This window comes from Neotamlana sedimentorum, from assembly GCF_000943565.1.
GTDB lineage: Bacteria > Bacteroidota > Bacteroidia > Flavobacteriales > Flavobacteriaceae > Neotamlana > Neotamlana sedimentorum.
On record NZ_JTDW01000014.1, the window covers coordinates 17,726 to 44,204 of the forward strand.

The following is a 26,479-nucleotide window of genomic DNA, read 5'->3' on the forward strand; positions in this document are numbered from 1 at the left end:
TTACCAATTACCTCTAGATTTTATATTACTTTCACAAAGTTTTATTATTTCTGAAATACGTTTTTCACGTGTTGCCTCGAGTTTAGCTTGATTTAACCAATATAAATAGCTTTTTCTATACGACGGAGCAAAATTTTTATAATTTGAATATGCCTCTGGTTTTGTGTTAAATGCATTTTGTAGATCTTTTGGTATAATACCGTTTTCTACATCATCTAAGGTAAACCAACTTTTATTTTCTTTGGCTATGGCAATACTTTTAAGTCCGCTTTCATGCATTAAATTTTCGGTAATTAACTGGTCAATATACCTTTTATTTACAGCACTCCACACACTTTTTGAGTTTCTAGGAGAAAAATATTGTTGGCGCTTACCATCGCCTAAACTTTTTACAGTAGAATCTATCCAACCATAGCAAAGCGCAACTTTTACGGCTTCTTCCCAGCGCATCGATTCTGCATTGTGACTCACTTTATAAAATATAAGGAAAACACCCTTTGAAATGGCGTGATTGTTGTGCAACCACCCACGCCATTCGGAATCAGTTTTAAAATATAGCACTTCTTTTTCAGGCATTATAATTTTTCAGATTCAATATAAAAATCTCTATCAACAACCAATTTAGGGTCTTTTACATCAAGTTCAAGTGTTTGCCAATTTGCGTTCGGTTTTATCCATTGCGATTCGCCATTAAGTTCTATTTGAATAGGCATGTCGAAATTTTCAATAATATTGACATAGCGGTATTTTAATAATTTTCCTTTAATGGAATATTCTAATTTTGGAATTCGAATATCTCTTAAATACTGATTAAAGAATTCGGATAAATTAATACCAGACTCCTTACTTAAAAAGCTTTCAATTTGTTGTGTTGTTACCGTTTGGTGATAAAATTGAACATTCATTTTACGAAGTATTTGTCTCCATTTTTCATCATCTTCAATAAGTTGGCGTAAGGTGTGAAGCATATTAGCTCCTTTGTAATACATGTCACTTGAACCTTCCTTGTTAACATTGTAAGGCCCAATAATAGGTTTATCGTTTAGAATGTTACTGCGCGTACCAATAACATAATCTGCTGCGGCTTCTTTACCGTAATAATAATCTAAAAATAGGTTTTCTGAATAAGCTGTAAAGCTTTCGTGAATCCACATATCGGCAATATCTTTATTCGTAATATTATTGGCAAACCACTCGTGACCAGATTCGTGAATAATAATAAAATCGAATTTTAAACCCCAACCAGTTCCAGATAAATCTCTGCCTAAATATCCCGTTTTGTATTGGTTTCCATAAGTTACAGAACTTTGGTGTTCCATGCCTAAGTAAGGTACTTCTACTAATTTATAACCATCTTTATAAAACGGATATTGCCCAAACCAATGCTCGAAAGCTTTCATCATTTTTGGCGCATCTTTAAAATGTTCTTTTGCTTTTTCAAGGTTGTCTCTTAAAACATAATAATCCATGTCTAAGTTTCCGGCCATACCATCGTATACTTCAGAGAAGTGCACATAATCGCCAATATTCATATTCACGCCATAGTTATTAATAGGGCTGCCAACAAACCATGTATAGGTTTTAGTATCTTCAATCTGTTCTACTTTACGTAATCTTCCGTTAGAAACATTCATTAATTTTGATGGTACATTTACGCTAATTTGCATACTATCAACTTCGTCATACATATGGTCTTTACAAGGCCACCAAACACTTGCACCCAATCCTTGACAAGATGTAGCTATAAAATGATTGCCATTTTTATCTTTTTTCCAGGAAACGCCTCCATCCCAAGGGGCTCTTTTTGCTTCACGCGGATGACCTTCGTAGTAAACGTCAATAGTTTGTATACTACCAATATCTTGTGGTGCTTTTAATGTGATAAAATGGGCATTACCGTCAGGTTTTATATCTAAAGTATCGTTATTCTGTAAGACATAAAGCATTTTTAAAGGCTCTTGTAAATCTATTTGAAGCACAGAGTTTGACTCTAAAACTGTATATTGAATGGTGTTTTTACCAGATATAAATTTGTCTTCGGGATTTACTTTTATATCTAATTTGTAGTATGTTAAATCCCACCATTTACGTTCTGGGGTAATTGTACCACGTAGTGTGTCTTGATGGGTAAATAATGTTTTATCAGACATTAACCCTTGCCCAAAAGAAATATTTATAGATATAAATAAAATGAAACATAATAGCTTTTTCATAAAGTTGATTTATTTCTGATTGTAATTTTAACTAAAAATTGGAATTATAGCTCTTAAAGACATCATAAATTTAATTTTTAAAAGTTTTATTTGGAAAAACGACAACACTTTCAAAGCCATTTTCTCCGACCGATGATACACCAAAAAAGTAATTATCAATAACAATACTATCAAGGGTAAACTCGGTAATGTTTTCAACGTAGCGACTATTATCCCAAGTTGGAGATGTGGTGTCTCTCCAATAAATTTTATAACCTTTAGCGCCATCAACTTTATCCCATTTTAACTTTGCAGAAGCTTCAACCATACCGCCAATAGCAACATTAGTTGGTTGAGGTGGTGCCCAAGCTAAACTAGCCAAATTTATGGCATTAACTGCTGTTAGTTTTTTAGCATAATCGAAATTTACATGCTCGATAACATCGCCATATTTTATGCTGTTTTCTTCGCGAACATCTTGATGCTGTTGGGTATAGTTTTCGTGGGCTTCCATAATACGAATACCAGCAAAACCTAAATCGTTAAACGGACGATGATGCCCACCACGTCCAAAGCGATCTAACCTATAAACCATCATTGGGTTCATGTCTGGCATATACGTTTTTACATTTTTATGAACATATCGTGCTAATTGGCGCGAAATACCATCAACTTCACCGCCGTAAAAACGTCTTAACTGGCGTTGTTTTTCGGTTTCATTGGAAGGAACAGGTTCAGAAAATATTCTAAATGTTTTATTATCAATAACGCCGTCTACACCTTTTATGTTTCCAATCATGTCGTTATTAAAAACACCAATGATGTCCCAATTGTTTTCTTTTGCATATTTGGCTAAACCTGCTCCTCCAAAAAGGCCTTGTTCTTCTCCAGATAAACCAACATAAACGATGCTGCTTTCAAACTTGTACTTGCTTAAAACTCTTGCTGCTTCAATGGTACCTGCCATTCCAGAAGCATTATCGTTAGCTCCGGGTGCATCGGTTGTAAAATCCATAGTATTGCTAGCGCGAGAGTCGATATCACCACTCATTATAATATAACGGTTTGGATATTTCGTGCCTTTTTGAATCGCCACAACATTTACAACCCAAGCATCGTGTGGTACACGACGGTTACCAGCTTTGGTTACAAAATCTTTTTGATAAAAAACGTCAATACAATTATTACACGATTGAGATATGGTTTCGAATTCCTTTTTTATCCAACGTCTTGCAGCACCAATGCCTCTGGTGTTCGAAGTGGTATCGCTAAATGTATTGCGTGTTCCAAAATTAACTAGGGCTTGTATATCGTTTTCAATGTTATTGGCTGAAACGTTTTTAATAATATCGTAAATTTTAGGATTGGTTTGTGCGGTTAGGGTAGTAGTGAAAATTAGTACGATTACTAGCTTAAGGTATTTCATTATTATTTTTTATAATTGAATTTTACGTTTTCTATATTACCATTCTCATCTTTAATATCGACATAAACATTCATTTCGTTATCGTTTACTTTTTCGAAAGTCATTCCTTTAAAAATAGCTTTAGTTGATGTGAGTTTTATTAAAGGAAAATCTACAGTTTCATCTTTGGTTTCCCAGCCTTTTAAGTCGTTTCCAAAATGTTTTAGCTGAAGAAGTAAAGAGTTTTCAATTTCTCTGATGATTTCAATTTCATAGAAAACAACTTCGTTTTTATCTATAAGTTTAAATGTAGCCATCATGGATCCACCAGAAGGTTTGCTCCAGTTTTCTTCGGTTTTTCCTCCAAAGGCTTCACCTTTCCAGTTACCAGATATCCATGCTATATTTTGTAGTTTGGGAGCAAGAGTTTTTTCAGTTTGCGAAAAACAAATAGAAGTAGAGAAGAGCAAAAGAAGCAATAAATATTTCATAGACTTATTTTTAACTAAAAGTAGTAAAAAATAAAAACGCCTCGAAATTTATTTCGAGACGTTCTTGAAATTTGAATTAGTCACTCAAAAACTACTAATAAACAATTAAAAGCAGTATTTATTTTCAGTTATTACTTTGTTAGCAATAATATTTCTTAATTCTATAATGTTTGGCATGTTAACGTATTTAATATAACGTTTTAATCCCATAAGCATCATGCGTTGTTCGTCGCCCGAAGAAAACGATATAATTGAATGTTTTCCTGCGGTTTCAATAACATCAATAGCATGAAATAGGTTTAATTTTGCCATAGCTATTTGCTCTTTTACTTTATCTTCGCCTTCTTTTTTAGCTAATTTTTCTGCTCTTAAAATAGCAGATTCGGCTAAATAAATTTGAATTAAAATATCTGATGCGGCTAGCATTAGTTGTTGTTGGTGTTCCATTTTTTCACCATACTTTTCTAGAGCAGCCCCAGCTACCATCAAAAATAACTTTTTTAAATTTTTTATAATACTTTTTTCTTCAGAAAATAATTCTGAAAAATCTGGAGTTTCAAAAGAAGGAATTCCCATTAATTCTTCCTTAACAGCCATAGCAGGCGCTAATAAATCAACATGGCCACGCATTGCTTTTTTAATTAGCATACCAATACTTAGCATACGGTTAATTTCGTTAGTGCCTTCGTAAATTCTTGCAATACGCGCATCTCTCCAAGCCGATTCTATAGGTGTTTCTTCAGAGAATCCCATACCTCCAAATATTTGAATACCTTCGTCAGTACAGTGTTGTGTATGTTCGGAAACCGCTACTTTTAAAATAGAACATTCAATAGCATACTCTTCGACACCTTTAAGTTCTGCTTCTTGGTGTGTATCTTTACCATTGTTTTTTCTAATTTCAATACGGTCTTCAATATTTTTAGCAGCACGGTAACTTGCAGATTCACCTACCCAACAATTTGTAGCCATTTCAGCTATTTTTTGACGAATAGCACCAAAGCTAGAAATAGGTGTTTTAAATTGAATACGTTCGTTAGCATATTTAACCGATTCTGTTATCGTACGACGTTGCGCATCTAAACAAGCTGCTGCTAATTTAATTCTACCAACGTTAAGTGCATTCATTGCAATTTTGAAACCGTTACCACGAGTAGAAAGCATATTTTCAACTGGTACTACAGTTTCATTAAAAAATACTTGACGGGTAGATGAAGCTCGTATACCCAATTTGTGCTCTTCTTCTCCTAAAGTAATACCATTAGGATTATTTGGGTCGTATTCTACTATAAATCCAGTAATGTTTTTATCGTCTTCAATACGCGCAAAAACAATCATTAAACTACAGAAACCAGCGTTAGAAATCCACATTTTCTGTCCTGTAATTTTATAGGTTTTACCATCTTCAGATAAAACAGCTTTTGTTTTGCCAGAGTTTGCATCACTACCTGCACTTGGCTCGGTTAAACAGTAAGAACCAAACCACTCTCCAGAAGCTAATTTCGGCACGTATTTTTGTTTTTGCTCTTCGTTACCATAAAGTGTAATTGGCATGGTGCCAATACCCGTGTGTGCACCAAAAGCAGTACTAAAAGACCCTGTTGCTCCGGAAATATAATCACAGACTAACATGGTTGAAACAAAGCCCATGCCCATGCCTCCATATTCCTCTGGAACAGAAATGCCTAAAAACCCAAGCTCACCAGCTTTTCGCATCACTTCTTCCGTTAAGGCGTAATCTTTTTTCTCGAATTGTGGCTTTTTAGCCCAAAGTTCTCTGTCTACAAATTCACTAACAGCTTCTTTCATCATGAGCTGTTCCTCGTTAAAATCTTCTGGTGTAAAAATGTCTTGACAATCTGATTCTTTAACTAAGAATTGACCGCCACGTAGTATGTCTTTATCTGTTGTTTCCATTGTTTAATAGTTTAGTTTAAAAATTCAAAAATTCCGCAAGCACCTTGCCCGGTACCAACACACATGGTTACGGCACCATATTTACCACTCATGTTACGCTTTCTCATTTCATCAAATAATTGAACAGAAAGTTTAGTTCCTGTGCACCCTAGCGGATGACCAAGAGCAATGGCGCCTCCGTTTACATTCACAATGTCCGGATTTAAACCAAGCTCACGTATTACGGCTATTGATTGCGAAGCAAATGCTTCATTTAACTCGATTAATTCTAAATCGTTTTGTTTTAAATTGGCTTGAGCTAATGCTTTTGGGATGGCTTTTACAGGGCCGATTCCCATGATGCGAGGTTCTACACCAGCAGCGGCGTAACTAACTAAACGAGCAATTGGTTTTAGGCCTAATTCGTTAATCATGTCTTCACTCATTACCATTGCAAATGCAGCACCATCACTCATTTGTGATGAGTTTCCTGCTGTTACACTTCCGCCTTGAGCGAAAACCGGACGAAGTTTAGATAAAATTTCTATGCTAGTGCCTTTTCTTGGGCCTTCGTCTTTATTAACGGTATATGTTTTGCTTGCTTTTTTTCCGTTTTCGTCTACGTAAATCTGTTCTACATCAATAGGAACAATTTGGTCTTGAAAACGATCTTCGGCTTGAGCTTTTAAAGCTTTTATATGCGAGTTATAAGCAAATTCATCTTGATCTTCGCGAGATACTTTAAACTGATTTGCTACTGCTTCGGCAGTGTTTCCCATGCCCCAGTAATAATCTTCGTGACCTGCTTTTACCGTGTCGTAGTTTAATTCTGGTTTAAATCCCGTCATAGGCACAGAACTCATGCTTTCTGCACCACCTGCGATAATACAATCGGCCATTCCAGCTTGAATTTTTGCGGTAGCCATACCAATAGTTTCAATTCCTGAAGAACAAAAACGGTTTACGGTAACACCAGGTACATCAACCACATCTAATCCCATTAAGGAAATTAAACGCGCCATGTTAAGACCTTGAGCTCCTTCTGGCATGGCATTTCCTACTATAACATCGTCTATGCGTTTTGGGTCTAAGTTTGGCAACTCCTTCATCATGTATTTTATGGTTTCGGCCGCCAATTCATCGGTTCTTTTAAAGCGGAACAATCCCTTTGGTGCTTTACCAACGGCTGTTCTGTATGCTTTTACTATATATGCTGTTTTCATTTTTTCTTAGTTTCTTAAAGGTTTTCCAGTTTTAAGCATGTGCTGAATACGTTCAAGTGTTTTACGCTCTGTACAAAGACTTAAAAAGGCTTCGCGTTCCAGATCTAATAAATACTGTTCGCTAACTTGTGTTGGTTCACTTAAATCGCCACCAGCCATTACGTAGGCAAGCTTATTTGCAATTTTTTGATCATGCTCGCTAATGTAATTGCTCGCTTCCATAGAGTCTGTTCCTACTAAAAACATACCTAAAGCTTGTTTTCCTAAAACCTTAACGTCTTTTCGTTTAATGGGTTGGGTGTAGCCTTGTTCTGCCATTAATTTTGCGTAGGCTTTTGCTGTAGCTATTTGCCTGTCTTTATTAACAACCACAACATCTTTCCCTTTTTGAAGAATGCCCAAATCGAAGGCTTCGTAAGCAGATGTTGATACTTTTGCCATACCAATAGTTAAGAAATATTCTTGAAGCACGTTTAACTTTACATCGCCTTTTTGGAATAAATCTGAAGCTCTTAAAGCCATTTCTTTAGAGCCACCACCACCAGGAATTACACCAACACCAAATTCAACAAGACCAATGTAAGTTTCTGCTGCGGCAACAACTTTATCTGCATGCAGTGATAATTCGCAACCACCACCAAGTGTCATGCCATGAGGAGCTGCAACGGTTGGAATAGAGGAGTAGCGCATACGCATCATGGTATCTTGGAAATATTTTATAGCCATGTTAAGCTCGTCGTATTCTTGCTCTACAGCCATCATGAATATCATGCCAATATTAGCACCTACCGAAAAATTAGCCGCTTGGTTACCAATAACTAAACCTTGATAGTTTTTTTCTGCTAAATCTATAGCCTTGTTTAATCCGTTTAAAACATCGCCACCAATGGTGTTCATTTTACTTTGGAACTCACAGTTTAAAATACCATCGCCTAAATCTTCAATTACAACACCTGAATTTTTAAATACTTCTTTAGATTTTCTAATGTTATCTAAAATAATAAAGGCATCTTGACCTGGAATTTTTGTTTGAGTTTTTGTAGGAACATCATAAAAATAGGTTGCGCCATCTTTTACAGAATAAAATGATGAACTACCAGAAGCAATCATATCATTTACCCAAGAAGCAGGTTCGTAACCTTCAGCCTTCATAATTTCAATTCCTTTTTCTACACCAATAGCATCCCAGATTTGAAACGGACCATGTTGCCAACCAAAACCAGCTTTCATGGCATCATCTATTTTATAAAGCTCATCGGTTATTTCAGGAATACGATTAGAAACATAGGCAAACATTGCCGCGAAGTTTTTACGATAAAAATCACCTGCTTTATCTTTTCCTCCAACTAAAATTTTAAACCTGTCAGCAACATTCTCAATCGATTTCGTTAATTCTAAAGTTGAAAATTTGGCAGATTTCTTTTTTCTATATTCTAAAGTGTTTAGGTCTAATGATAAAATTTCGCTTTTACCACCATCTCCTTTAACTTTTTTGTAGAATCCTTGTCCAGTTTTGCTACCTAACCATTTATTTTCCATCATGGTATTAATAAAATCTGGTAACTTAAAAAGCTCGTGGGCTTCGTCGTTAGAGCAGTTTTCATAAATTCCATTGGCAACATGTACAAGCGTATCTAGCCCAACCACATCTACAGTTCTAAATGTTGCAGATTTTGGACGACCAATAACAGGGCCTGTTAATTTATCTACTTCTTCAATAGTTAAATCGAGTTCTTTTACTAAATGAAATAGTGATTGAATACCAAAAATACCAATGCGATTCCCTATAAATGCAGGTGTATCTTTGGCTACTACAGAAGTTTTTCCAAGGAATTGTTCTCCGTAGCCATTTAAAAAGTCCAATACATCTTTTGAGGTTTTTGGACCTGGTATAATTTCGAATAATTTAAGATATCTGGCAGGGTTAAAAAAGTGAGTTCCGCAGAAATGTGCTTGAAAATCATCGCTTCTACCTTCACTCATAAACTTAATAGGAATACCAGAGGTATTTGAGGTAATTAAAGTTCCGGGTGTACGGTGTTTGTCTAAGTTTTCAAAAACTTTTTTCTTGATGTCTAGTCGTTCTACAACAACTTCAATAATCCAATCTACATCAGCAACTTTTGCAATATCGTCTTCTAAATTACCAGTGGTAATTCTGCTTGCAAATTTTTGGTGGTAAATTGGTGATGGTTTCGATTTTAAAGCGGTTTGCAACGCGTTGTTTACCAAGCGGTTTCTAACGGCTTTACTTTCCAGTGTTAATTCTTTTGCTTTTTCAGCATCGGTAAGTTCTCTTGGAACAATATCTAGTAGTAAGACTTCTACGCCAATATTGGCAAAATGGCAAGCAATACCACTTCCCATAATTCCAGATCCAATAACGGCTACTTTGTTAATAATTCGTTTATTCATGTTTAGTTAATACCCTTAAATGTTTAGTTGTAAATTTTTTTGTTTGAAACGAGTTCGTTTATGGTTTCGGATACCTCGAAAAAATGAATTAGCTTTACTTCAGGAATAATTTTTCTAATAGTATTGTTAAAAGTGAGTACTTTTTCTTTAGAATAATTTCGCTTTTCTAAACCAAATTCAGTTAAAGAGATAATAACGCCACGGCCATCTTCAGGATTTGGATTCCTTTTAATAAGCCCTTTTTCTTCCATTTTTTTTAAAATACGGGAAAGGCTAGTGGCTTCCATTCCCATTTTTGGACCAAGAGATGTAGATGGAGTACCTTTTTCAGGATCTATACTTAATAAAGTAAATCCTGTGGCCATCGTACTTTCAAACTTTGCAGCTTCTTCGTTGTACATTTTTTGCACGTTTAGCCAAGTGGTTCTTAGCATGTAATCGATGGTTTTATCTTTCATTATAGATTTATAGATTTCTTCAAATATATAAAATTTTATTATGCATGCATAATAAAAATAGTTAAAAATTAGTCAAAAAAAAACACCGCTTATAGGGCTGCGGTGTTTTGTTAATTAAGATCTATATATTTTCTCAATAAGGTCGTGATACATATTTTTTATCACATCTCTTTTCATTTTCATTGTTGGTGTAAGGTGTCCGGAGTCAATTGACCATACTTGTGGTGTAAGTTCGAATTTTTTTATTTGTTCCCATCTACCAAACTTGGCGTTACATATATCAATTTCGTTTTGTATTCTTTCTTTTATAATATTGGAATTTGCAATTTCAGTATCCGTTAAGCCAACATTCACGTTTTTATGTTGTATCCATTCTTTTACAAATTCAAAATTTGGTTGTATTAGGGCTGCTGGCATTTTTTCGCCTTCCCCAATAACCATAATTTGCTCTATAAAACGCGATTGTTTTAATTCGTTTTCTAAAAGCGTTGGAATTATATATTTACCTCCAGAAGTTTTAAACATTTCCTTTTTACGCCCCGTAATTTTTAAAAATCCCTCAGCATCTAATTCACCTTTATCTCCAGTATGAAAGTAATCGCCCGTCATTACACTAGCAGTTTTCTCATCATCTTTATAATAGCCAATCATTACGTTTGGTCCTTTTATTAAGATCTCACCATCGTCTGCAATTTTTACTTCTACATTACGAATAGGTTTACCAACAGTACCAATTTTAAAGTTGTTTTCGCGGTACATGCCCACTCCAATTACAGGAGAAGTTTCTGTTAAACCATAACCTTCCATAACTTGCATACCCGCAGCACAAAAAATTCTAGACAGTCTGGGTTGCAACGCGGCACTACCCGAAACCATAGTGTGTAATTCTCCTCCAAGGGCTTCACGCCATTTACTAAATATTAATTTATTGGCAATTTTCAATTTAAACTCGTACCAAGCACCGTTTTTTCGATATGGTTCCCATTGTTCACCGAGTTTAACTGCCCAAAAAAATAGGGCTTTTTTAATACCAGTGAGTTCTGCTGCTTTAACCATGATTTTATCATAAACCTTTTCTAAAAGTCGTGGTACAACACTCATTAAATGAGGCTTGATTTCTTTCGCATTTTCACCAATTTTATCAATAGCTTCGGCGAAGTAAATAGATAAGCCGGCGTATTGATATATGTAAATTAGTACACGCTCAAAAATATGGCAGATTGGTAAGAAGCTTAAAACTCTATTTTGGTTTTGGTTAAGCGGTAACCTTGGGTAACTATCAAGCGCATTACTAGTAATATTCCAATGAGATAGCATAACACCTTTTGGTTTACCTGTGGTTCCTGATGTGTAAATTATAGTAGCTAAATCTTCTGATTTCACATCGTTTTTTCTAGCCTCAACTTCGTTTTGATTACTTTCGTCTTTTCCTAATTCGAATAATTCGGAGTAATGTTTACAGCCTTCAATATGGTCGAAACTATAAACGTCTTTTAATTTAGTGTTTGCTTTTACTTTATTTACTTTTTCTAGAACCTCCTTGTCTGAAACGAAGCAATATATAGATTCACTATGATTTAAAATATACTCATAATCTTCAGCAGAAATAGTTGGGTAAATTGGAACATTCTGTGCGCCCAATTGCAATACACCAATATCCATAATGTTCCATTCAGTTCTGTTTGAGGTAGAAATTACAGCTATTTTATCATTTTTATTAACTCCTAACCGAAGTAAGGCTCTACTTACTGAATTAGCTTTATCTATATATTCTTGTGTAGATGTTTTAATCCATTTGCCATTATATTTTGTTACCAAAGCGGCATCGGTCGGGTTGTTTTCCAGTTGGTGATAAGGAAAATCGAAAAGTCTTTTTAGTTCAGTCATTTATATCTATTAATCATGGAATGCAAAATATAAAAATTATACGAAATAAAACAAGTTAAAAATTTAATAATTTAATAATTTAAGTTATGTTTTTATGATTTAACTATAAAATTGATATGTAATAACTGGTAATATGTTAAAATTAAGGCTGATTTTAATGGAAAATCAACAATTAATATCGAACATGATAAATGTCAGCTAAATATTCGTGTTTCGATAGTAATTTTGAATGAGTTAATAAACAAATAATTTTATTATGGTAGTTAAAGAGTTTAAAAGCGGAACATGGATTAATACAATTGATGTAAGAGATTTTGTAATAAATAATGTTACATCTTATTATGGAGATGACACCTTTTTAGTTGGAGCAAGTGAAAGAACAAAAAGGCTTTGGGAGGTTTGTTTACAAGCTACTAAAGAAGAACGACAAAATAACGGTTTAAGATCTGTAGATACAGAAACGATATCGGGTGTAAATAATTTTGAAGCAGGTTATATAGATAAAGAAAATGAAGTAATTGTAGGTTTGCAAACCGATGAGCTTTTAAAGCGTGCTATGAAACCATTTGGAGGTTTTAAGGTTGTGCAAAAAGCTTTAAGCGAACATGGTTTAGTTGCTAGCGATACAGTATCAGAGTTGTTTTCAAAATATGTAAAATCTCATAACGATGGTGTGTTTTCTGCCTATAATGCGGAGATTAGAAAATTCCGTTCTTTAGGTCTTTTAACAGGATTACCAGATAACTATGCTCGTGGTAGAATTATTGGCGATTATCGTAGAATAGCGCTTTATGGTATAGATAGGTTGATTGAAGTGAAAAAAGCAGATAAAGCTGCTATTACTGGGTCAATGACAGATGCTGTAATTCGTTTGCGCGAAGAAGTTTCAGACCAAATTAAAGCGTTGCAAGAAATTGTAGAAATGGGAGCTAAATATGGTTTAGATTTATCCCGACCAGCAGAAAATGCACGTGAAGCTGTGCAATGGACTTATATGGGTTATTTGGCAGCGGTAAAAGAGCAAGACGGCGCAGCTATGTCTTTAGGTAATGTTTCTACATTTTTAGATATTTATATTCAAAATGATTTAGAAGAAGGATTAATAACAGAGGTTGAAGCACAAGAATATATAGATCAATTTGTAATGAAACTTCGTATGGTGCGCCATTTAAGAATGAGTGCATACGACGAAATTTTTGCAGGAGATCCAACTTGGGTCACCGAAGCTATTGGAGGCATGTTTGAAGATGGTAGAACAAAAGTTACTAAAACATCATTCCGTTTTTTAAACACACTGTATAACTTAGGGCCATCACCAGAGCCAAATATTACTATTCTTTGGTCTCAAAATTTACCAGAAAATTTTAAAAAGTATTGTGCAAAAGTAGCTATAGATACCTCATCAATTCAATTTGAAAACGATGATATGATGCGTACCTTAAGAGGATCAGACGATTATGGTATTGCCTGTTGTGTGTCTTATCAAGCTTTAGGAAAACAAATTCAATTTTTTGGAGCCAGAACAAATTTAGCAAAAACACTGTTACTTGCTATTAATGGTGGGCGTTGCGAAAATACAGGTACCAAAATGGTTGATGGTATAGTACCTATGGAAGATGAGTATTTAGATTTTAACAAAGTAATGGCTAATTTTAAAGTAGCCATGAAAGAAGTGGCTCGAGTGTATAACGATTCTATGAATATTATTCACTACATGCACGATAAATACTATTACGAAAAAGCTCAAATGGCTTTAATTGATACCAATCCAGATATAAATATTGCTTACGGTATTGCTGGTTTATCAATTGTAGCAGATTCATTGTCTGCTATTAAATACGCTAAAGTTAAACCTATAAGAAATGAAGAAGGTTTAACTGTAGATTTTAAAATTGAAGGCGATTTCCCTAAATATGGAAACGATGATGATAGAGTAGATGTATTTGCTCATGATGCTGTAGCAGATTTTAATAAAGAGTTAAGTGCATTACCAGTGTATAAAAATGCAGCACCAACGCTATCTGTATTAACCATAACGTCAAATGTGGTTTATGGTAAAAAAACAGGAGCAACTCCAGATGGACGCCCAAAAGGTGTGCCATTTGCACCAGGAGCTAATCCAATGCATGGTCGCGATACTAATGGGGCAATAGCATCATTAAATTCTGTAGCTAAAATTGATTATGAAGATTCTCAAGATGGTATTTCAAATACATTTTCTATAGTTCCAAAATCTCTTGGAGCTTCAGAAACCGATAGAATATCAAACTTAACAACGATGTTAGATGGGTATTTTAGTAGAAATGCTCAGCATTTAAATGTAAATGTTTTAAATAAAGAAACGTTGCTAGATGCTATGGAAAATCCAGAAAATTACCCACAGTTAACTATTAGAGTTTCAGGATATGCTGTAAACTTTATCAGATTAACTAAAGAACAACAGCAAGAGGTAATTACAAGGTCTTTTCACCAATCTATGTAATTCAAATAAACTAAAATTAGTCACTAAAATTTAGAACATCCACATATGTTTGTGGGTGTTCTAATTAAAAAAAGGTTCGTTATTAAAACTTCAGAAAACACATTACGAGTTCATTCTATAGAATCGTTCGGTACTCATGATGGTCCAGGAATTCGAATGGTGGTTTTTTTGCAGGGATGTAAATTAAAATGCTTGTATTGCCACAATCCGGACACCATAGATACGCACGGTGGTAAAGAATATGCAATTGAAAATTTAGTTGAAAGAGCTGTAAAAATGAAATCTTACTTTGGTAAAGAAGGTGGTGTTACAGTGTCTGGAGGAGAACCCTTATTACAATCAAAAGAATTGGTTCATTTCTTTAAAAGATTAAAAGAAGAAGGAATACATACAAATATTGATACTAACGGAAGGTTGTTAAACCATTACGCTGAAGAATTGTTAGATGACTATGCCGATTTAATTATGTTAGATATAAAGCATATGCGAGAAGATGGTTACCAAATGATTACGGGACAGAAAAATAAAGAAACCACATTTAATCTGGCAAAATATAGAGAAGCATCTGGTAAACCCATGTGGTTACGTTATGTTTTAATTCCAGAAATAACCAACAAGCCAGAGTTGTTACACGAAATGGGATCTTATTTTAAAGATTATAAAACTATTGAAAAAATAGAGCTTCAACCGTATCATAAACTAGGTATTCACAAATGGGATGCGTTAGGATGGGATTATAAACTTAAAGATGCCAGGGAGAATACACCAGAAGAAATTAATCAGGCGGTACATATTTTAAAACAATATTTTAAAGAAGTAAAAACAAACTAAAAAATACATTTTCTTTTCATAATAAAGTCTTTTAAAAATTAATAGACAAGTTGTATAATGAAAACATACAGAGAACAACATAAACCAGCTTCAGAATTTGCAAATAGATCAGATTATCTAAATCATGAGTTGCAAATAATGAAACCCAAACGATTTAGATTAAATTTTCCGGGGCGAGATTTTAGATTTGAATGGGAAGATTTGGTGCCAGCATTAGCAGGAACTTTAGGTATAGTTGCCATGTACTCCTCTGTAATGATGGCTTGGGCAGAAGGTTTAACCTCAGCATGGGATCATATTACACTAGGAAAAGAATTTGCAATTGAAGTTTCTCGAGTAGAAATGATAATTCCTACTATTTTGTTTGTCATTTTTGCTTCGGGTTTTTTTAATCCAAGAGCCAATTTAGCAGGAAACCATGGGCCAATGATTCCTTTAATAGCAAGTATAGCTATAGCTGGTGCACATCCGTTAGCGCTAGCTGTTTTAATAGGTGTTTTTGGGCTTTTGCTGAGTGTGTTTAAAGGCGGTTCTCGATTAGTAAATTTAACAAGTAAAGGTGTAGCAGGAGGATTATTAATATTTCTAGGTTTCACAGGTGCGTTAGGGCAAATTACTACCATACAATCGTGGGGTAAAGGTCTTGAGTCTAGCACAGTTCAGCTTGGTTCTTTGGGGTTTTTAGGATTAATAATCCTTGCTGTTACCGTTATTTTATATAGTTTTTTAGCAAGAATAGATAAGCGTTGGTTAGCTATTCCAGCATGTGCTGTTACCGCGTTATTAATAGCTTTAATAGGAGGAGCAGGTTTCGATTTGCAGTTTACAACACAAATGGGTTTGCCTAATTTAAATCCAGTCCACTGGTGGGGAAGTACAGACGAAGGGTGGATGTTAGGTTTGCCTAATTCAGAACATTTTATAGCATCATTACCTTTTGCAATTCTAGCAGTAGCGATGTGGTCGCCAGATTTTTTAGGACACAGAATTTTTCAAGAAATGAATTATCCTAAAAAAACAGAAAAGGTTTTAATGGATGTCGATGATACTATGAGTATGTGTTCTTTAAGGCAAATGGTTGGTACAGCAGTTGGTGGTGGTAATATAACATCGTCTTGGGGAACATACATGATTCCTGCAGCTATTGCAAAAAGGCCAATTCCGGCCGGAGCGATTTTATTAGGGGTTATGGTTTTAGGTGTTGCTATTTTAGGAAGTCCAATGGATGTTGCAGTTTGGCCACCAGTAAGATGCATAGCATTATTAGTTGGTGTGTTTTTACCAATGATTGAAGCAGGTGTACAAATGGTAAAAAGAAGTGCTTGTGCACAGGCTGCGGGAATATGCATATTCACAGCAATGGTTACAAATCCGGTATTAGCTTGGGCATTGGCTATGTTTTTAGATAATAATGGTTTAATAGGAGATAAAGAACGCGCAAATGCGCTTTCTGTAAGAGATAAGTTAATAATTCCGCTAAGTATTTTAGCAATTTGTATAACAGCAATTTTAACAGTAGGTATGTTACATAATACATACGGAATACAAGCGCTGTTTTAAAAAAAGTTTATAATTGGTTAATTATAAGGTCAGTTGCGATTTTTTGTTGAGAAGACCCCGATGTTTGAAATGGTAAACTTCGGGGTTTTGTATTTATTGTTTAATTATTTATTCTCGATCCATTTACGGGCATTAACAAAAGCTTCCAACCAAGGTGAAACTTCATCTTTTTTGTCATCTGGATAATTTGCCCAGTTCCATTGGAAGGTAGAGCGCTCAATATGTGGCATAGTGACTAAGTGGCGGCCAGTTTTATCACTAAGCATTGCGGTATTAAAGTCTGAACCATTTGGGTTATGCGGATAACCTTCGTAACCATATTTTGCTACAATATTGTATTTGTCTTCACTATACGGTAAGTTAAATTTTCCTTCGCCATGAGAAATCCAAACGCCTAAAGTACTTCCTGCTAATGTAGAAAGCATAATAGAATTGTTTTCTTGAATTTTTACTGAAGTAAAAGAACTTTCGTGCTTATGCGAATCGTTATGAAGCATTTTTCCGTGCTCTTCATGCTCAGGGTTTATTAAATCTAATTCCATCCATAATTGGCAACCGTTACAAATACCAACAGACAATGTATCTTCTCTTTCAAAGAAGTTTTTAATGGCTTTGTTCGCTTTTTCGTTGTATTTAATAGCACCTGCCCAACCTTTAGCAGAACCTAAAACGTCAGAATTCGAGAAACCTCCAACGGCTCCTAAAAATTGGATATCTTTTAAGGTTTCACGACCAGAAATCAAATCGGTCATGTGAACATCTTTTACATCAAAACCAGCTAAATACATGGCGTTTGCCATTTCGCGTTCCGAGTTGCTTCCTTTTTCGCGTAAAATAGCTGCTTTGGGCTTCTCGATACGATTCGCTTTAGGCGAATCACTCGAAGTGACGTCATTTAGTTTTCCCGTGAAGTGTTTAGGAAACTCAAATTGTAATGGTTGGTTTTTGTAATTATCAAAACGTTCTTTAGCTAAACCATTAGCCGTTTGTTTTTTATCTAGCAAATAAGATGTTTTATACCAAACATCTCTATTTTCGCTAATATTAAAGCTAAAGCTATCGTCGTTGTTTTTAATAGTTAAGTTGTCAGAGGTATTTACCGAACCAATATTGAAAACCTCGATATTATTTTCAGCTAAAATAGCTTCAACCGATGCATCGGCTTGAAAAACAAGACCAGCATTTTCAGCGAATAATACTTTTATAGAATCTTCTTCATTCAATTTCGAGATATCTAAATCGGCACCTAAATTAACATCGGCAAAGCAAAGCTCTAATAAAGTTGTAATTAATCCACCAGAAGCCACATCGTGACCTGCCGAAATTTTATCGCTTATAATTAAAGATTGAATGGTGTTAAAAACAGTTTTAACGTAGCTCGCATTTTTTACCGTTGGAGCATCGTTACCAATAGTGTTTAAAACTTGGTTAAACGAGCTTCCTCCTAATTTAAAATCGTCTTGCGATACATTTATGTAGTAAACATTACCAGCGTTTTGTTTAAAAACGGGTTCTACAACTTTAGTAATATCGTTACAATTGGCACTTGCCGAAATAATAACCGTTCCAGGAGAAATAACATCGCCATCAGGATACTTTTGCTTCATAGAAAGCGAATCTTTTCCAGTAGGAACATTAATTCCTAAATCAATAGAAAAATCGGAAATCGCTTTAACCGCTTCATATAAACGGGCATCTTCACCTTCATTTTTACAAGGCCACATCCAGTTGGCAGATAATGATGCCGACTGTAAGCCATCTTTTAACGGCGCCCAAATTAGGTTTGTTAGTGCCTCTGTAATGGAGTTTCTACTTCCTGCTACTGGGTTAATTAAGCCTGAAATAGGTGAGTGCCCAATAGAGGTTGCTACACCTTCTTTTCCTTTAAAATCCAGAGCCATAACACCAACGTTATTTAACGGGATTTGTAATGGCCCAACACATTGTTGTTTGGCTACTTTACCACCAACACAGCGGTCTACTTTGTTTGTTAACCAATCTTTACAAGCCACAGCTTCAAGTTGTAACACTTGCTCTAAGTAAATTTGTAAGTTTTTGGTTTTATATCTTGGGTTTTTATATTTTCTAATAACCGTTTTATCTGTCATTACCGTTTTTGGAGAACTACCAAACATATCGCTCATGGCTAAATCCATAGGTTTGTTGCCTTTGGTTTTAGATTGGAATGTAAAACGATCGTCTCCAGTAACATCACCTACAGTGTAAATTGGCGAACGTTCGCGTTCTGCAATTTTTTGTAAGGTTTCAATATGTTTTTCAGCAATAACAAGCCCCATACGTTCTTGCGATTCGTTACCAATAATTTCTTTGTCGGAAAGTGTTGGGTCGCCAACAGGAAGCGCATCTAAATCTATTTTTCCGCCGGTATCTTCAACAAGCTCCGATAAACAATTTAAATGTCCGCCAGCACCATGATCGTGAATAGAAACAATAAAATTCTCGTCGCCTTCAACCATACCACGAACCGCGTTAGCCGCACGTTTTTGCATTTCTGGGTTAGAGCGTTGTACCGCGTTTAGCTCGATACCAGACGAAAATTCGCCAGTATCGGCACTAGACACAGCGGCGCCACCCATACCAATTCGGTAATTTTCGCCACCAAGAATTACTATTTTATCGCCGGTTTGCGGTGTACTTTTTAAAGCTTGTTCGGCTTTGCCGTAGCCAATACCACCGGCTTGCATAATCACTTTATCGAAACCTAAACGTCTGGCAGGCGCATCGCTAGACGACGCGTTTTCGTTATGCTCGAAAGTTAAAACAGAACCCGTAATTAGCGGTTGCCCGAATTTATTACCAAAGTCCGAAGCACCGTTAGATGCTTTTATTAAAATATCCATTGGCGTTTGGTATAGCCATTTTCTAGCTTCAAACTTTTGTTCCCAAGGGCGGTTTTCTTCAAGTCTAGAGTACGAGGTCATGTAAACCGCTGTACCCGCTAAAGGTAACGAGCCTTTACCACCAGCAAGTCGGTCTCTAATTTCTCCACCAGCACCAGTTGCTGCACCGTTAAAGGGCTCAACAGTTGTTGGGAAGTTATGTGTTTCCGCTTTAAGCGAAATAACCGAATCGAAATCTTTTGTTTCGTAAAAATCAGGAATATCGGCACGTTTAGGTGCAAATTGCTCCACTTTAGGGCCTTTTATAAAAGCCACATTATCTTTATAAGCCGACACAATATCGTTTGGGTTGGCTTCCGATGTTTTTTTAATTAATTTAAACAGCGACGTTGGTTTTTCTTCACCATCAATAACAAACGTACCATTAAAAATTTTGTGGCGACAGTGTTCGCTATTTACTTGCGAGAACCCAAACACTTCAGAGTCGGTTAGTGGTCGGCCAATTTTTTTAGCCACACCTTCTAAATAGGCGACTTCTTCATCGCTTAACGATAAGCCTTCTTGCACATTGTAAGCGGCAATATCGTCAATATTTAAAATAGGTTCCGGCTCAATATTTATGGTGTACGATTCTTGATTTAACCCGTTAAATTTCTCCGAAATCATAGGGTCGAAATCTTTAAAATCTTCAGCTACAGCTGTAAATTCTTCAATACGAATAATACCCTCAATGCCCATATTTTGGGTGATTTCCACAGCATTTGTACTCCAAGGTGTAATCATTGCAGCACGCGGGCCAACAAAAAAAGCATCCAACGATGCTTGCTCAATTTTAGGTGCATTACCAAATAACCAGGTTAATTTAGAAATGGTTTCTGTAGAAAATTCTTTTGTTGCTTGAACAGCAAATACTTTACTGTTTTGGTTTCCGAAGAAATGAATCATTATGTATACGTTATAGTTGTGTTATCAAAACGCAAAAATACATTTTTTTAAACGATAAAACGGCTGTTTTTTTACGAAACACAAGGTGTTTTCAACAAGTTTTTTAACAGAAATTAGTTTTTGGGCGTTTCCCCGTCCCGAAGCTTCGGCATCAGCGTCGGGCTTTACACTATATCTTTTTCTCGTGCCTTAAAAAAGGATGCCGTTTCAATCCCTAACGCGGCTTGCCTTATGGTTTAAAAATAGTTGTTAAGTAGCTGTTTAACCTGTGTGTAATAACTACCACCAAATAAATTTAAATGTACCAATAAATAGTACAGCTGGTAAATTTCAATTCTGGTTTCGGTAAAAGCATTAAACGGAATAATGTTTTGATACGCCTGGTAAAAAGCATGGCTAAAACCGCCTAACAATTTGCTCATGGCAATATCAACCTCGTTGTGCCCAAAATAAATAGCCGGATCAATTAAATAAGGCGTGCCGTTTTTTGCAATGATATAATTGCCGCCCCACAAATCGCCATGAATAAGCGATGGTTTTATATTTTTAAAAAGCGGCGTTAAAACTTCATTTAGTCTGGCTTCAGTAGGAATTTCGGAATCCTGAAGTAAATTGCTTGTTTTTGCTAAATTTAGTTGTGGTAACAAGCGTTGGTTAATGTAAAAATCTGTCCAATGTTTGTGAAATTTATTTTGCTGCGGTAAACTGCCAATAAAGTTGTTAGTTATTAAACCAAAATTATCTGCTGAGGTTTTATGCAGTTTAGCCAAATGTTCAGCTAGCGTTTTAAAATTGGTTTCACTGGGTGTTTTGGCACCAATAAACTCCATTAATAAAAACGCAGTTTTACCTAGATTTCCGCAAGCAAATAGTTCTGGAACAGCAATGGTATTGGTGTTTTTGATAGTTTCGAGCCCTAGTTTTTCGGTTTGAAACATGTTTTGGGCGTGACCGGAAGTATTCGTTTTTAAAAAATATGATTTAGCAGTTGTATCAATTTTAAAAGCTTCAGAAATATCGCCGCCAGAAACCGGAGCATAGTTAATTATTGGTTGGTTTAAAACCGAAGCGATATGATTTAAAAAGGCTGCATTCATCTCAAATTCAAATTAAATAAAATAACAAAGGTCACCAAAATAATTATTGATGACCTTAGTTTAGTGAGAGGTACTTCGCTTCACTCGGTATTACAAATCTATTTTCTAACCAATTTTTTGGTTATTTGTTGTAAACCGTTTGACAGTTTTAAGATATAAATACCTGCTTTTAAGTTTTCAACCGAAATACTTTGGTTTTTCGTTTGTCCGCTACTAATGCGTCTACCTAGAATATTGTAAATTTCAAATTGTAAAATATCGTTGCTACTAACCTTAATTTGATTGCTTTCAACTGGATTTGGGAAAATATTCACCGCATTTAAACTAGTGTCATCAACGCTTAAACTAGAATAACATGTCCATGATAAATCGTCAATTCTTACACGGTTAGACGTTGATTGATTATCCAAAACAACAGTTACGTTACCTTCAATATTGATGTTTGAAATTGTAGTTGTGGTCGATGTTGTGTTATCATCGCTGTAAGGAATCGTTCCAACTGAATTACCATTAACAAGCACATCGAAAGTTCCAGCAGAACCACTAAATGTTAGCTGAGTAGTTACTGTTAAGCTTCCAATACCTCCTGTAACTGCAGGTGCTGTTAAATTTCCGTTTCTAATACAAATAGATCTTGAGTTTAAAGATTGATCGGTTCTTGCATCGGTAGCTATCCATGTACCACCATCGTCACCTGTCCAAGTTCTTTCTGCATAACTTGATGCGTTCGTTGGTATATTTTCGAATGTTTCACTTAAACAAGAGTCTCCCGTTGGTGGTGTAGAATCTTCTAAAGTTGTTTCGGAAACCGAATTACTTAAAGCAGAAGTGTTTCCTGCGGCATCTGTTGCTAAAACTGAGAAACTATAAGTTGTTTCTGACGATAGATCTGTAACTGTAAATGTTGTAGAAACGTTGTTGGTTGATACGTAATAACTGTTATCAACATAAACGTTGTAAGCAACCACTGCTGTGTTGTCTGTAGAAGCTGTCCAAGCTAAATCAACGGTTGTTGCCGTTGGGTTTGACGCCGTTAAATTAGTTGGTATTGTTGGCGCTTCGGTGTCTGGTTCTGCAGCTTCACCCCAACGATTTTCTGCAGGAGTTCCGCCCCAAATTACTGTTGCTAAATATGGGTTGTCAATAAAAGGATTTCTGTTTCCTTGAGCATATGTATTGCTCGTGTTAGCATGATACGTGTTTCGGTTATCTTCGATGGTTGAAACCGGATCTTCGGCATTCCAATCTAATAATAAATTAATCATATTAGAGTCGATAGCATTGTTTGTTCCTACACAAACATTTGAAGGTAAACAACGCGATCCGTAGCGCACATACATATACATAATCATACGAGCTACATCGCCTTTCCATTCGTCACCAGGATACCAGTTGCTCGATGCAGTGCCTGCATTTCCAGATCCGTCGGCAAATTTTCGGTTACCTCTATCTGAGTTCATTTGCACATCCGAAGGGCGCAAGTGATGCGCATCAGACCCAGGTCCAGATTCACCAAGATTAGGATTTCCTAAAGACTTTGGGTAGGTGTGTTCGCGGTTCCAGTCGCTTCCATTATTACCGCCGTTATCAAACTTGCTTCGGCTTCTATCGGTAATATGATTTCTGTCGCTATCGTCGTAACCATATAATAACAGAACGTTGCCGCTGTTGGTTGGGTCTAAATCGGTTACTTTACTTGCTTCCCATATTCCAGGAGTATAGCTTAAAAAATTGGTGTGTTTGTTTACTGTTATAGTTTCTAAATCATCAAACAAATTAGTACCAGTTTTATTAAAATCTACACCAGAATAATAATCTTGGAGCTCCGTTGGAGGTGTAAGTTGAGCAAAACTTACACTTGTAATTAAAATAAATAATAAGTAAAAGTGCTTCATAAAAATTGAAATTAGGGAAATTTTATTTTTTTTCAAGTAACGCCATGTAGAATCCGTCGAAACCAGACTCATGCGCTAAAACTTTTTTATCTTTTACAAAAGTAAACTCTTTTCCGAATTCTGATGTTAAGAATTTGTCAACTTGATTTTGATTCTCAGAAGGTAAAACGGAACATGTAGCATACACTAATTTTCCGCCTGGTTTCACCATTTTAGAATATTGTTGTAAAACCTCTTGTTGTGTTACTCTAATTTTATCTATAAATTCAGGTTGTAATTTCCATTTGGCATCTGGGTTACGTCGTAAAACGCCTAAGCCAGAACAAGGTGCATCAATTAGCACGCGGTCTGCTTTACCGTGTAACTTTTTAATTGGTTTAGTAGAGTCAATAACTCTTAAATCGAAATTATGAACGCCGTTTCGCTTAGCTCTAATTTTTAATTTCTTTAATTTACTTTCGTAAATATCCATGGCAATAACTTGCCCTTTGTTTTGCATTAAGGCCGCAATATGCAGGGTTTTACCACCAGCACCAGCACAGGTGTCTACTACTTTCATGCCTGGTTTTACATCTAGAAAATCGGCAACTAATTGCGAGGATGCATCTTGAACTTCAAAAAAACCTTGTTTAAAAGCATCTGTAACAAAAACGTTAGCACGTTCTGTTAGTTTTAAGGCAGATGGATAACCTTTAATAAATTCGGTTTCAATATTCTGATCGAATAAAATATTTTGTAATTTTTCTTTAGTAATTTTTAAGGTGTTTACACGTAAAATAACATCGGCTTGCTCATTTTGCATAGCAATTTCTTTTGTCCAAGTAGCTTCGCCTAATTCTTCTAAACCAATACTATCTATCCAATCTGGAATAGATTCTCTAAATTTTCTGGTTTTAGAAAGCTCGTCGAAACGTCCTTTAATTTTACGGGTTGGCGTGCCTTCAAAGTATTTCCAGTCTGGTAATTTAATACCTTTTAAGGTAGCCCAAACGGCGAACATGCGCCACAGGTTATCGCGATCGAAAGGTTCTTTTACTTCGGCAATTTCGGCATATAGACGTTTCCAACGCACAATGTCGTATGTGGTTTCTGCTACAAAAGCGCGGTCTCGACTTCCCCAACGTTTATCTCGTTTTAAAAGTTGTTGAATCACTTTATCGGCGTAGTTGCCTTCGTTAAAAATAAGGGTTAAACCATCAATAACGGCAAAGCATAAATTTCTGTGTAATCGCATTGTAAATAAAATAAGTATGCAAAGGTAATGTTATTTAAATAATAAAATTATCTATTTTGCGCTAATAAAATAGCTTTTGGAAGAAGACAAATTTATACAAGACCTTAAAGAAGGTAAGCCCTTTGCTTATGAGGAGTTGATAGACTCGTACCAGCAAAAGGTGTTTGCTACTTGTATTTCGTTTGTGCCTAATAAAGAAGATGCCGAAGATATTGCTCAAGAGGTTTTTGTTGAGGTTTTTAATTCCATTCATAAATTTAAAGGAAACTCTAAATTATCGACATGGATTTACAGAATTGCTACCAATAAATGTTTAGAATTTATTAGAAAACGAAATGCTAAAAAACGATTTGCTTTTTTACAAACTATTTTGGGGAACGATATTCCGGTAGATAAAACCAATTATTTTACCGAAATGAATCACCCAGGAATTTTGTTAGAAAATAAAGAAGAAAGCGATATTTTATTTAAAGCTATTAACCAACTACCCGAATCGCAAAAAGTGGTTTTTACACTTTGTAAAGTCGATGATAAAAGTTATCAAGAGGCTGCGGAAATTACGGGTAAAAGTGTGTCGTCAATAGAGTCGGTTATGTTTAGAGCAAAGAAGAATTTACAAAAGATTTTAGAAAACTTTTACAAAAACAACCAATAACGCAAGTATTTTAAAAATATTGCATCAAAAGAATATAGAAATAAAAAGAGCGTAAATTATGGAAGATAAAGTAACCAAAACGCTAAATGCTGTAACTAAAATAGAACAAGTTAAGGTGTCTCCTTTTTTTAAGGATAAAACAATGCAAAAATTGTTTGCCGAAAAAGCGAATGCCCAAGAATCGGTAAAGTTGACTTGGTTTTCGCCTAAATTTCAGTTGGCGACTTTAGTTGTGGTTATATCAGTGAATATTTGGGCATTTTCTAAAATCACATTAGAATCGGTATACCAAAATAACGTTAATGAGTTTGCCGAAACATTTGGTTTTAGCGATTCGAATGTTGCAGGTACCATTTTAAATAATTAAGTATGAAAAACAATTCTATTTTATACGTGTTACTCGTTTTTCTAATAATTGTAAACGGATTTTTTATTTACAATTATGTAAACAGTGATAAGTTACCCAAATTTGTTGAGCCTAAAAGCCATCAAAAATTTATTGAAGAAGCATTAGATTTTAATGAGGAACAAAAGCAACAAATGGCGGCTTTAGAGGCAAGTCATCGTAAAGAATTAAAAAAGTTAGGCGATGATGTTAAATTTCTAAAGGATCAATTATTTAGTAAAATTTCGGGTGAAACTTTAACAGCAAAAGAAATAGATTCTTTAACAGATTTAATTGGCAAAAAAGAAGCTGTTTCAAATAAAAAAATACTTCAATACTTTAAAAACATCGAAGCGCTTTGTAATACCGAAGAGCAACGAGAAATTTTTAAAACTATAATAAAAGATGCTATAGGTAAACCAGAAAGGAGAGGAATGCCACCACCAGGACATCATCCGCCACCGCCAAACAGAGCGCCAGCACACCATTAGTATAAAAAAAATAGTAAAGCAGATAAAAGTTGTAAAGCTTCATCTTTTAAAGGTTTGTTTCAAAAATGAACAATTT

At 35.3% G+C, this 26,479-nt stretch carries 19 protein-coding genes; 6 read left to right on the forward strand and 13 right to left on the reverse strand.

What is annotated here, in order from left to right; genetic code table 11:
• The 9 genes from PW52_RS14310 to PW52_RS14350 form a co-directional block, all read right to left on the reverse strand.
• The gene (locus PW52_RS14310) at positions 1-576 is read right to left on the reverse strand and encodes a YdeI/OmpD-associated family protein (protein WP_044633665.1); all 576 of its coding nucleotides are present in this window, start codon (positions 574-576) and stop codon (positions 1-3) included.
• Positions 576-2,213, reverse strand: coding sequence for a M1 family metallopeptidase (locus PW52_RS14315; protein WP_044633666.1), 1,638 nt, complete (start codon positions 2,211-2,213; stop codon positions 576-578). The genes PW52_RS14310 and PW52_RS14315 overlap by 1 nt, the downstream gene beginning before the upstream one ends.
• Before the next feature lie 70 nt (positions 2,214-2,283).
• Positions 2,284-3,618, reverse strand: a complete 1,335-nt coding sequence (locus PW52_RS14320; protein WP_044633667.1) for a M28 family peptidase — start codon at positions 3,616-3,618, stop codon at positions 2,284-2,286.
• 2 nt (positions 3,619-3,620) lie between these two features.
• On the reverse strand, positions 3,621-4,088 hold the full coding sequence (locus PW52_RS14325) for a DUF6265 family protein (RefSeq protein ID WP_044633668.1): 468 nt from the start codon (positions 4,086-4,088) through the stop codon (positions 3,621-3,623).
• A 105-nt stretch (positions 4,089-4,193) separates the two neighbouring features.
• On the reverse strand, positions 4,194-6,005 hold the full coding sequence (locus tag PW52_RS14330; RefSeq protein ID WP_044633669.1) for an acyl-CoA dehydrogenase family protein: 1,812 nt from the start codon (positions 6,003-6,005) through the stop codon (positions 4,194-4,196).
• Between the two features lie 11 nt (positions 6,006-6,016).
• Positions 6,017-7,207 (reverse strand): acetyl-CoA C-acyltransferase, encoded by a 1,191-nt coding sequence (locus PW52_RS14335; RefSeq protein ID WP_044633670.1) that lies wholly within the window; start codon positions 7,205-7,207, stop codon positions 6,017-6,019.
• A gap of 6 nt (positions 7,208-7,213) precedes the next feature.
• Positions 7,214-9,622: a 3-hydroxyacyl-CoA dehydrogenase/enoyl-CoA hydratase family protein gene (locus tag PW52_RS14340; protein WP_044633671.1), complete on the reverse strand. Its 2,409-nt coding sequence runs from the start codon at positions 9,620-9,622 to the stop codon at positions 7,214-7,216.
• Between the two features lie 23 nt (positions 9,623-9,645).
• Positions 9,646-10,080, reverse strand: a complete 435-nt coding sequence (locus PW52_RS14345; protein WP_044633672.1) for a MarR family winged helix-turn-helix transcriptional regulator — start codon at positions 10,078-10,080, stop codon at positions 9,646-9,648.
• A 114-nt stretch (positions 10,081-10,194) separates the two neighbouring features.
• Positions 10,195-11,967, reverse strand: coding sequence for an AMP-dependent synthetase/ligase (locus tag PW52_RS14350; RefSeq protein WP_044633673.1), 1,773 nt, complete (start codon positions 11,965-11,967; stop codon positions 10,195-10,197).
• Between the two features lie 256 nt (positions 11,968-12,223).
• Here PW52_RS14350 and pflB point away from each other — a divergent pair, with 256 nt between their 5' ends.
• From pflB to PW52_RS14365, 3 genes are read left to right on the forward strand one after another with little or no spacing between them, the layout of a single operon-like run.
• The gene (gene pflB / locus PW52_RS14355; RefSeq protein ID WP_117584391.1) at positions 12,224-14,449 is read left to right on the forward strand and encodes a formate C-acetyltransferase; all 2,226 of its coding nucleotides are present in this window, start codon (positions 12,224-12,226) and stop codon (positions 14,447-14,449) included.
• A gap of 51 nt (positions 14,450-14,500) precedes the next feature.
• Positions 14,501-15,280 (forward strand): pyruvate formate-lyase-activating protein, encoded by a 780-nt coding sequence (pflA, locus tag PW52_RS14360; protein WP_240475192.1) that lies wholly within the window; start codon positions 14,501-14,503, stop codon positions 15,278-15,280.
• A 57-nt stretch (positions 15,281-15,337) separates the two neighbouring features.
• A complete protein-coding gene (locus PW52_RS14365; protein ID WP_044633676.1) occupies positions 15,338-16,840 on the forward strand; it encodes a DUF3360 family protein in 1,503 nt (500 codons plus the stop codon).
• A 104-nt stretch (positions 16,841-16,944) separates the two neighbouring features.
• Here the strand turns inward: PW52_RS14365 and purL are convergent, their stop codons facing one another.
• The 4 genes from purL to PW52_RS14385 all read right to left on the reverse strand — a co-directional run bounded on the left by purL (position 16,945) and on the right by PW52_RS14385 (position 24,872).
• Entirely contained in the window at positions 16,945-20,646 is a 3,702-nt protein-coding gene (gene purL, locus PW52_RS14370; protein ID WP_044633677.1) for a phosphoribosylformylglycinamidine synthase, read from the reverse strand.
• Positions 20,647-20,882: 236 nt separating this feature from the next.
• Positions 20,883-21,743, reverse strand: a complete 861-nt coding sequence (locus PW52_RS14375) for a fructosamine kinase family protein (RefSeq protein WP_044633678.1) — start codon at positions 21,741-21,743, stop codon at positions 20,883-20,885.
• Positions 21,744-21,841: 98 nt separating this feature from the next.
• On the reverse strand, positions 21,842-23,638 hold the full coding sequence (locus PW52_RS14380; protein WP_044633732.1) for an endonuclease: 1,797 nt from the start codon (positions 23,636-23,638) through the stop codon (positions 21,842-21,844).
• Positions 23,639-23,660: 22 nt separating this feature from the next.
• Positions 23,661-24,872, reverse strand: a complete 1,212-nt coding sequence (locus PW52_RS14385; RefSeq protein WP_044633679.1) for an RsmB/NOP family class I SAM-dependent RNA methyltransferase — start codon at positions 24,870-24,872, stop codon at positions 23,661-23,663.
• Between the two features lie 76 nt (positions 24,873-24,948).
• Here PW52_RS14385 and PW52_RS14390 point away from each other — a divergent pair, with 76 nt between their 5' ends.
• Genes PW52_RS14390 through PW52_RS14400 form a run of 3 tightly spaced genes read left to right on the forward strand, consistent with a single transcriptional unit; the run spans position 24,949 to position 26,403 of the window.
• Positions 24,949-25,527 (forward strand): RNA polymerase sigma factor, encoded by a 579-nt coding sequence (locus PW52_RS14390; RefSeq protein WP_044633680.1) that lies wholly within the window; start codon positions 24,949-24,951, stop codon positions 25,525-25,527.
• A 58-nt stretch (positions 25,528-25,585) separates the two neighbouring features.
• A complete protein-coding gene (locus tag PW52_RS14395; protein WP_044633681.1) occupies positions 25,586-25,894 on the forward strand; it encodes a hypothetical protein in 309 nt (102 codons plus the stop codon).
• A gap of 2 nt (positions 25,895-25,896) precedes the next feature.
• Positions 25,897-26,403, forward strand: a complete 507-nt coding sequence (locus tag PW52_RS14400) for a Spy/CpxP family protein refolding chaperone (protein ID WP_044633682.1) — start codon at positions 25,897-25,899, stop codon at positions 26,401-26,403.
• Positions 26,404-26,479: the final 76 nt, after the last annotated feature.

Bases quoted from the DNA above. Each gene is read 5' to 3' on its own strand.
- PW52_RS14310 (WP_044633665.1), bottom strand. From the start codon at position 576: ATGCCTGAAAAAGAAGTGCTATATTTTAAAACTGATTCCGAATGGCGT.
- PW52_RS14315 (WP_044633666.1), bottom strand. From the start codon at position 2,213: ATGAAAAAGCTATTATGTTTCATTTTATTTATATCTATAAATATTTCT.
- PW52_RS14320 (WP_044633667.1), bottom strand. From the start codon at position 3,618: ATGAAATACCTTAAGCTAGTAATCGTACTAATTTTCACTACTACCCTA.
- PW52_RS14325 (WP_044633668.1), bottom strand. From the start codon at position 4,088: ATGAAATATTTATTGCTTCTTTTGCTCTTCTCTACTTCTATTTGTTTT.
- PW52_RS14330 (WP_044633669.1), bottom strand. From the start codon at position 6,005: ATGGAAACAACAGATAAAGACATACTACGTGGCGGTCAATTCTTAGTT.
- PW52_RS14335 (WP_044633670.1), bottom strand. From the start codon at position 7,207: ATGAAAACAGCATATATAGTAAAAGCATACAGAACAGCCGTTGGTAAA.
- PW52_RS14340 (WP_044633671.1), bottom strand. From the start codon at position 9,622: ATGAATAAACGAATTATTAACAAAGTAGCCGTTATTGGATCTGGAATT.
- PW52_RS14345 (WP_044633672.1), bottom strand. From the start codon at position 10,080: ATGAAAGATAAAACCATCGATTACATGCTAAGAACCACTTGGCTAAAC.
- PW52_RS14350 (WP_044633673.1), bottom strand. From the start codon at position 11,967: ATGACTGAACTAAAAAGACTTTTCGATTTTCCTTATCACCAACTGGAA.
- pflB (WP_117584391.1), top strand. From the start codon at position 12,224: ATGGTAGTTAAAGAGTTTAAAAGCGGAACATGGATTAATACAATTGAT.
- PW52_RS14365 (WP_044633676.1), top strand. From the start codon at position 15,338: ATGAAAACATACAGAGAACAACATAAACCAGCTTCAGAATTTGCAAAT.
- purL (WP_044633677.1), bottom strand. From the start codon at position 20,646: ATGATTCATTTCTTCGGAAACCAAAACAGTAAAGTATTTGCTGTTCAA.
- PW52_RS14375 (WP_044633678.1), bottom strand. From the start codon at position 21,743: ATGAATGCAGCCTTTTTAAATCATATCGCTTCGGTTTTAAACCAACCA.
- PW52_RS14380 (WP_044633732.1), bottom strand. From the start codon at position 23,638: ATGAAGCACTTTTACTTATTATTTATTTTAATTACAAGTGTAAGTTTT.
- PW52_RS14385 (WP_044633679.1), bottom strand. From the start codon at position 24,872: ATGCGATTACACAGAAATTTATGCTTTGCCGTTATTGATGGTTTAACC.
- PW52_RS14395 (WP_044633681.1), top strand. From the start codon at position 25,586: ATGGAAGATAAAGTAACCAAAACGCTAAATGCTGTAACTAAAATAGAA.
- PW52_RS14400 (WP_044633682.1), top strand. From the start codon at position 25,897: ATGAAAAACAATTCTATTTTATACGTGTTACTCGTTTTTCTAATAATT.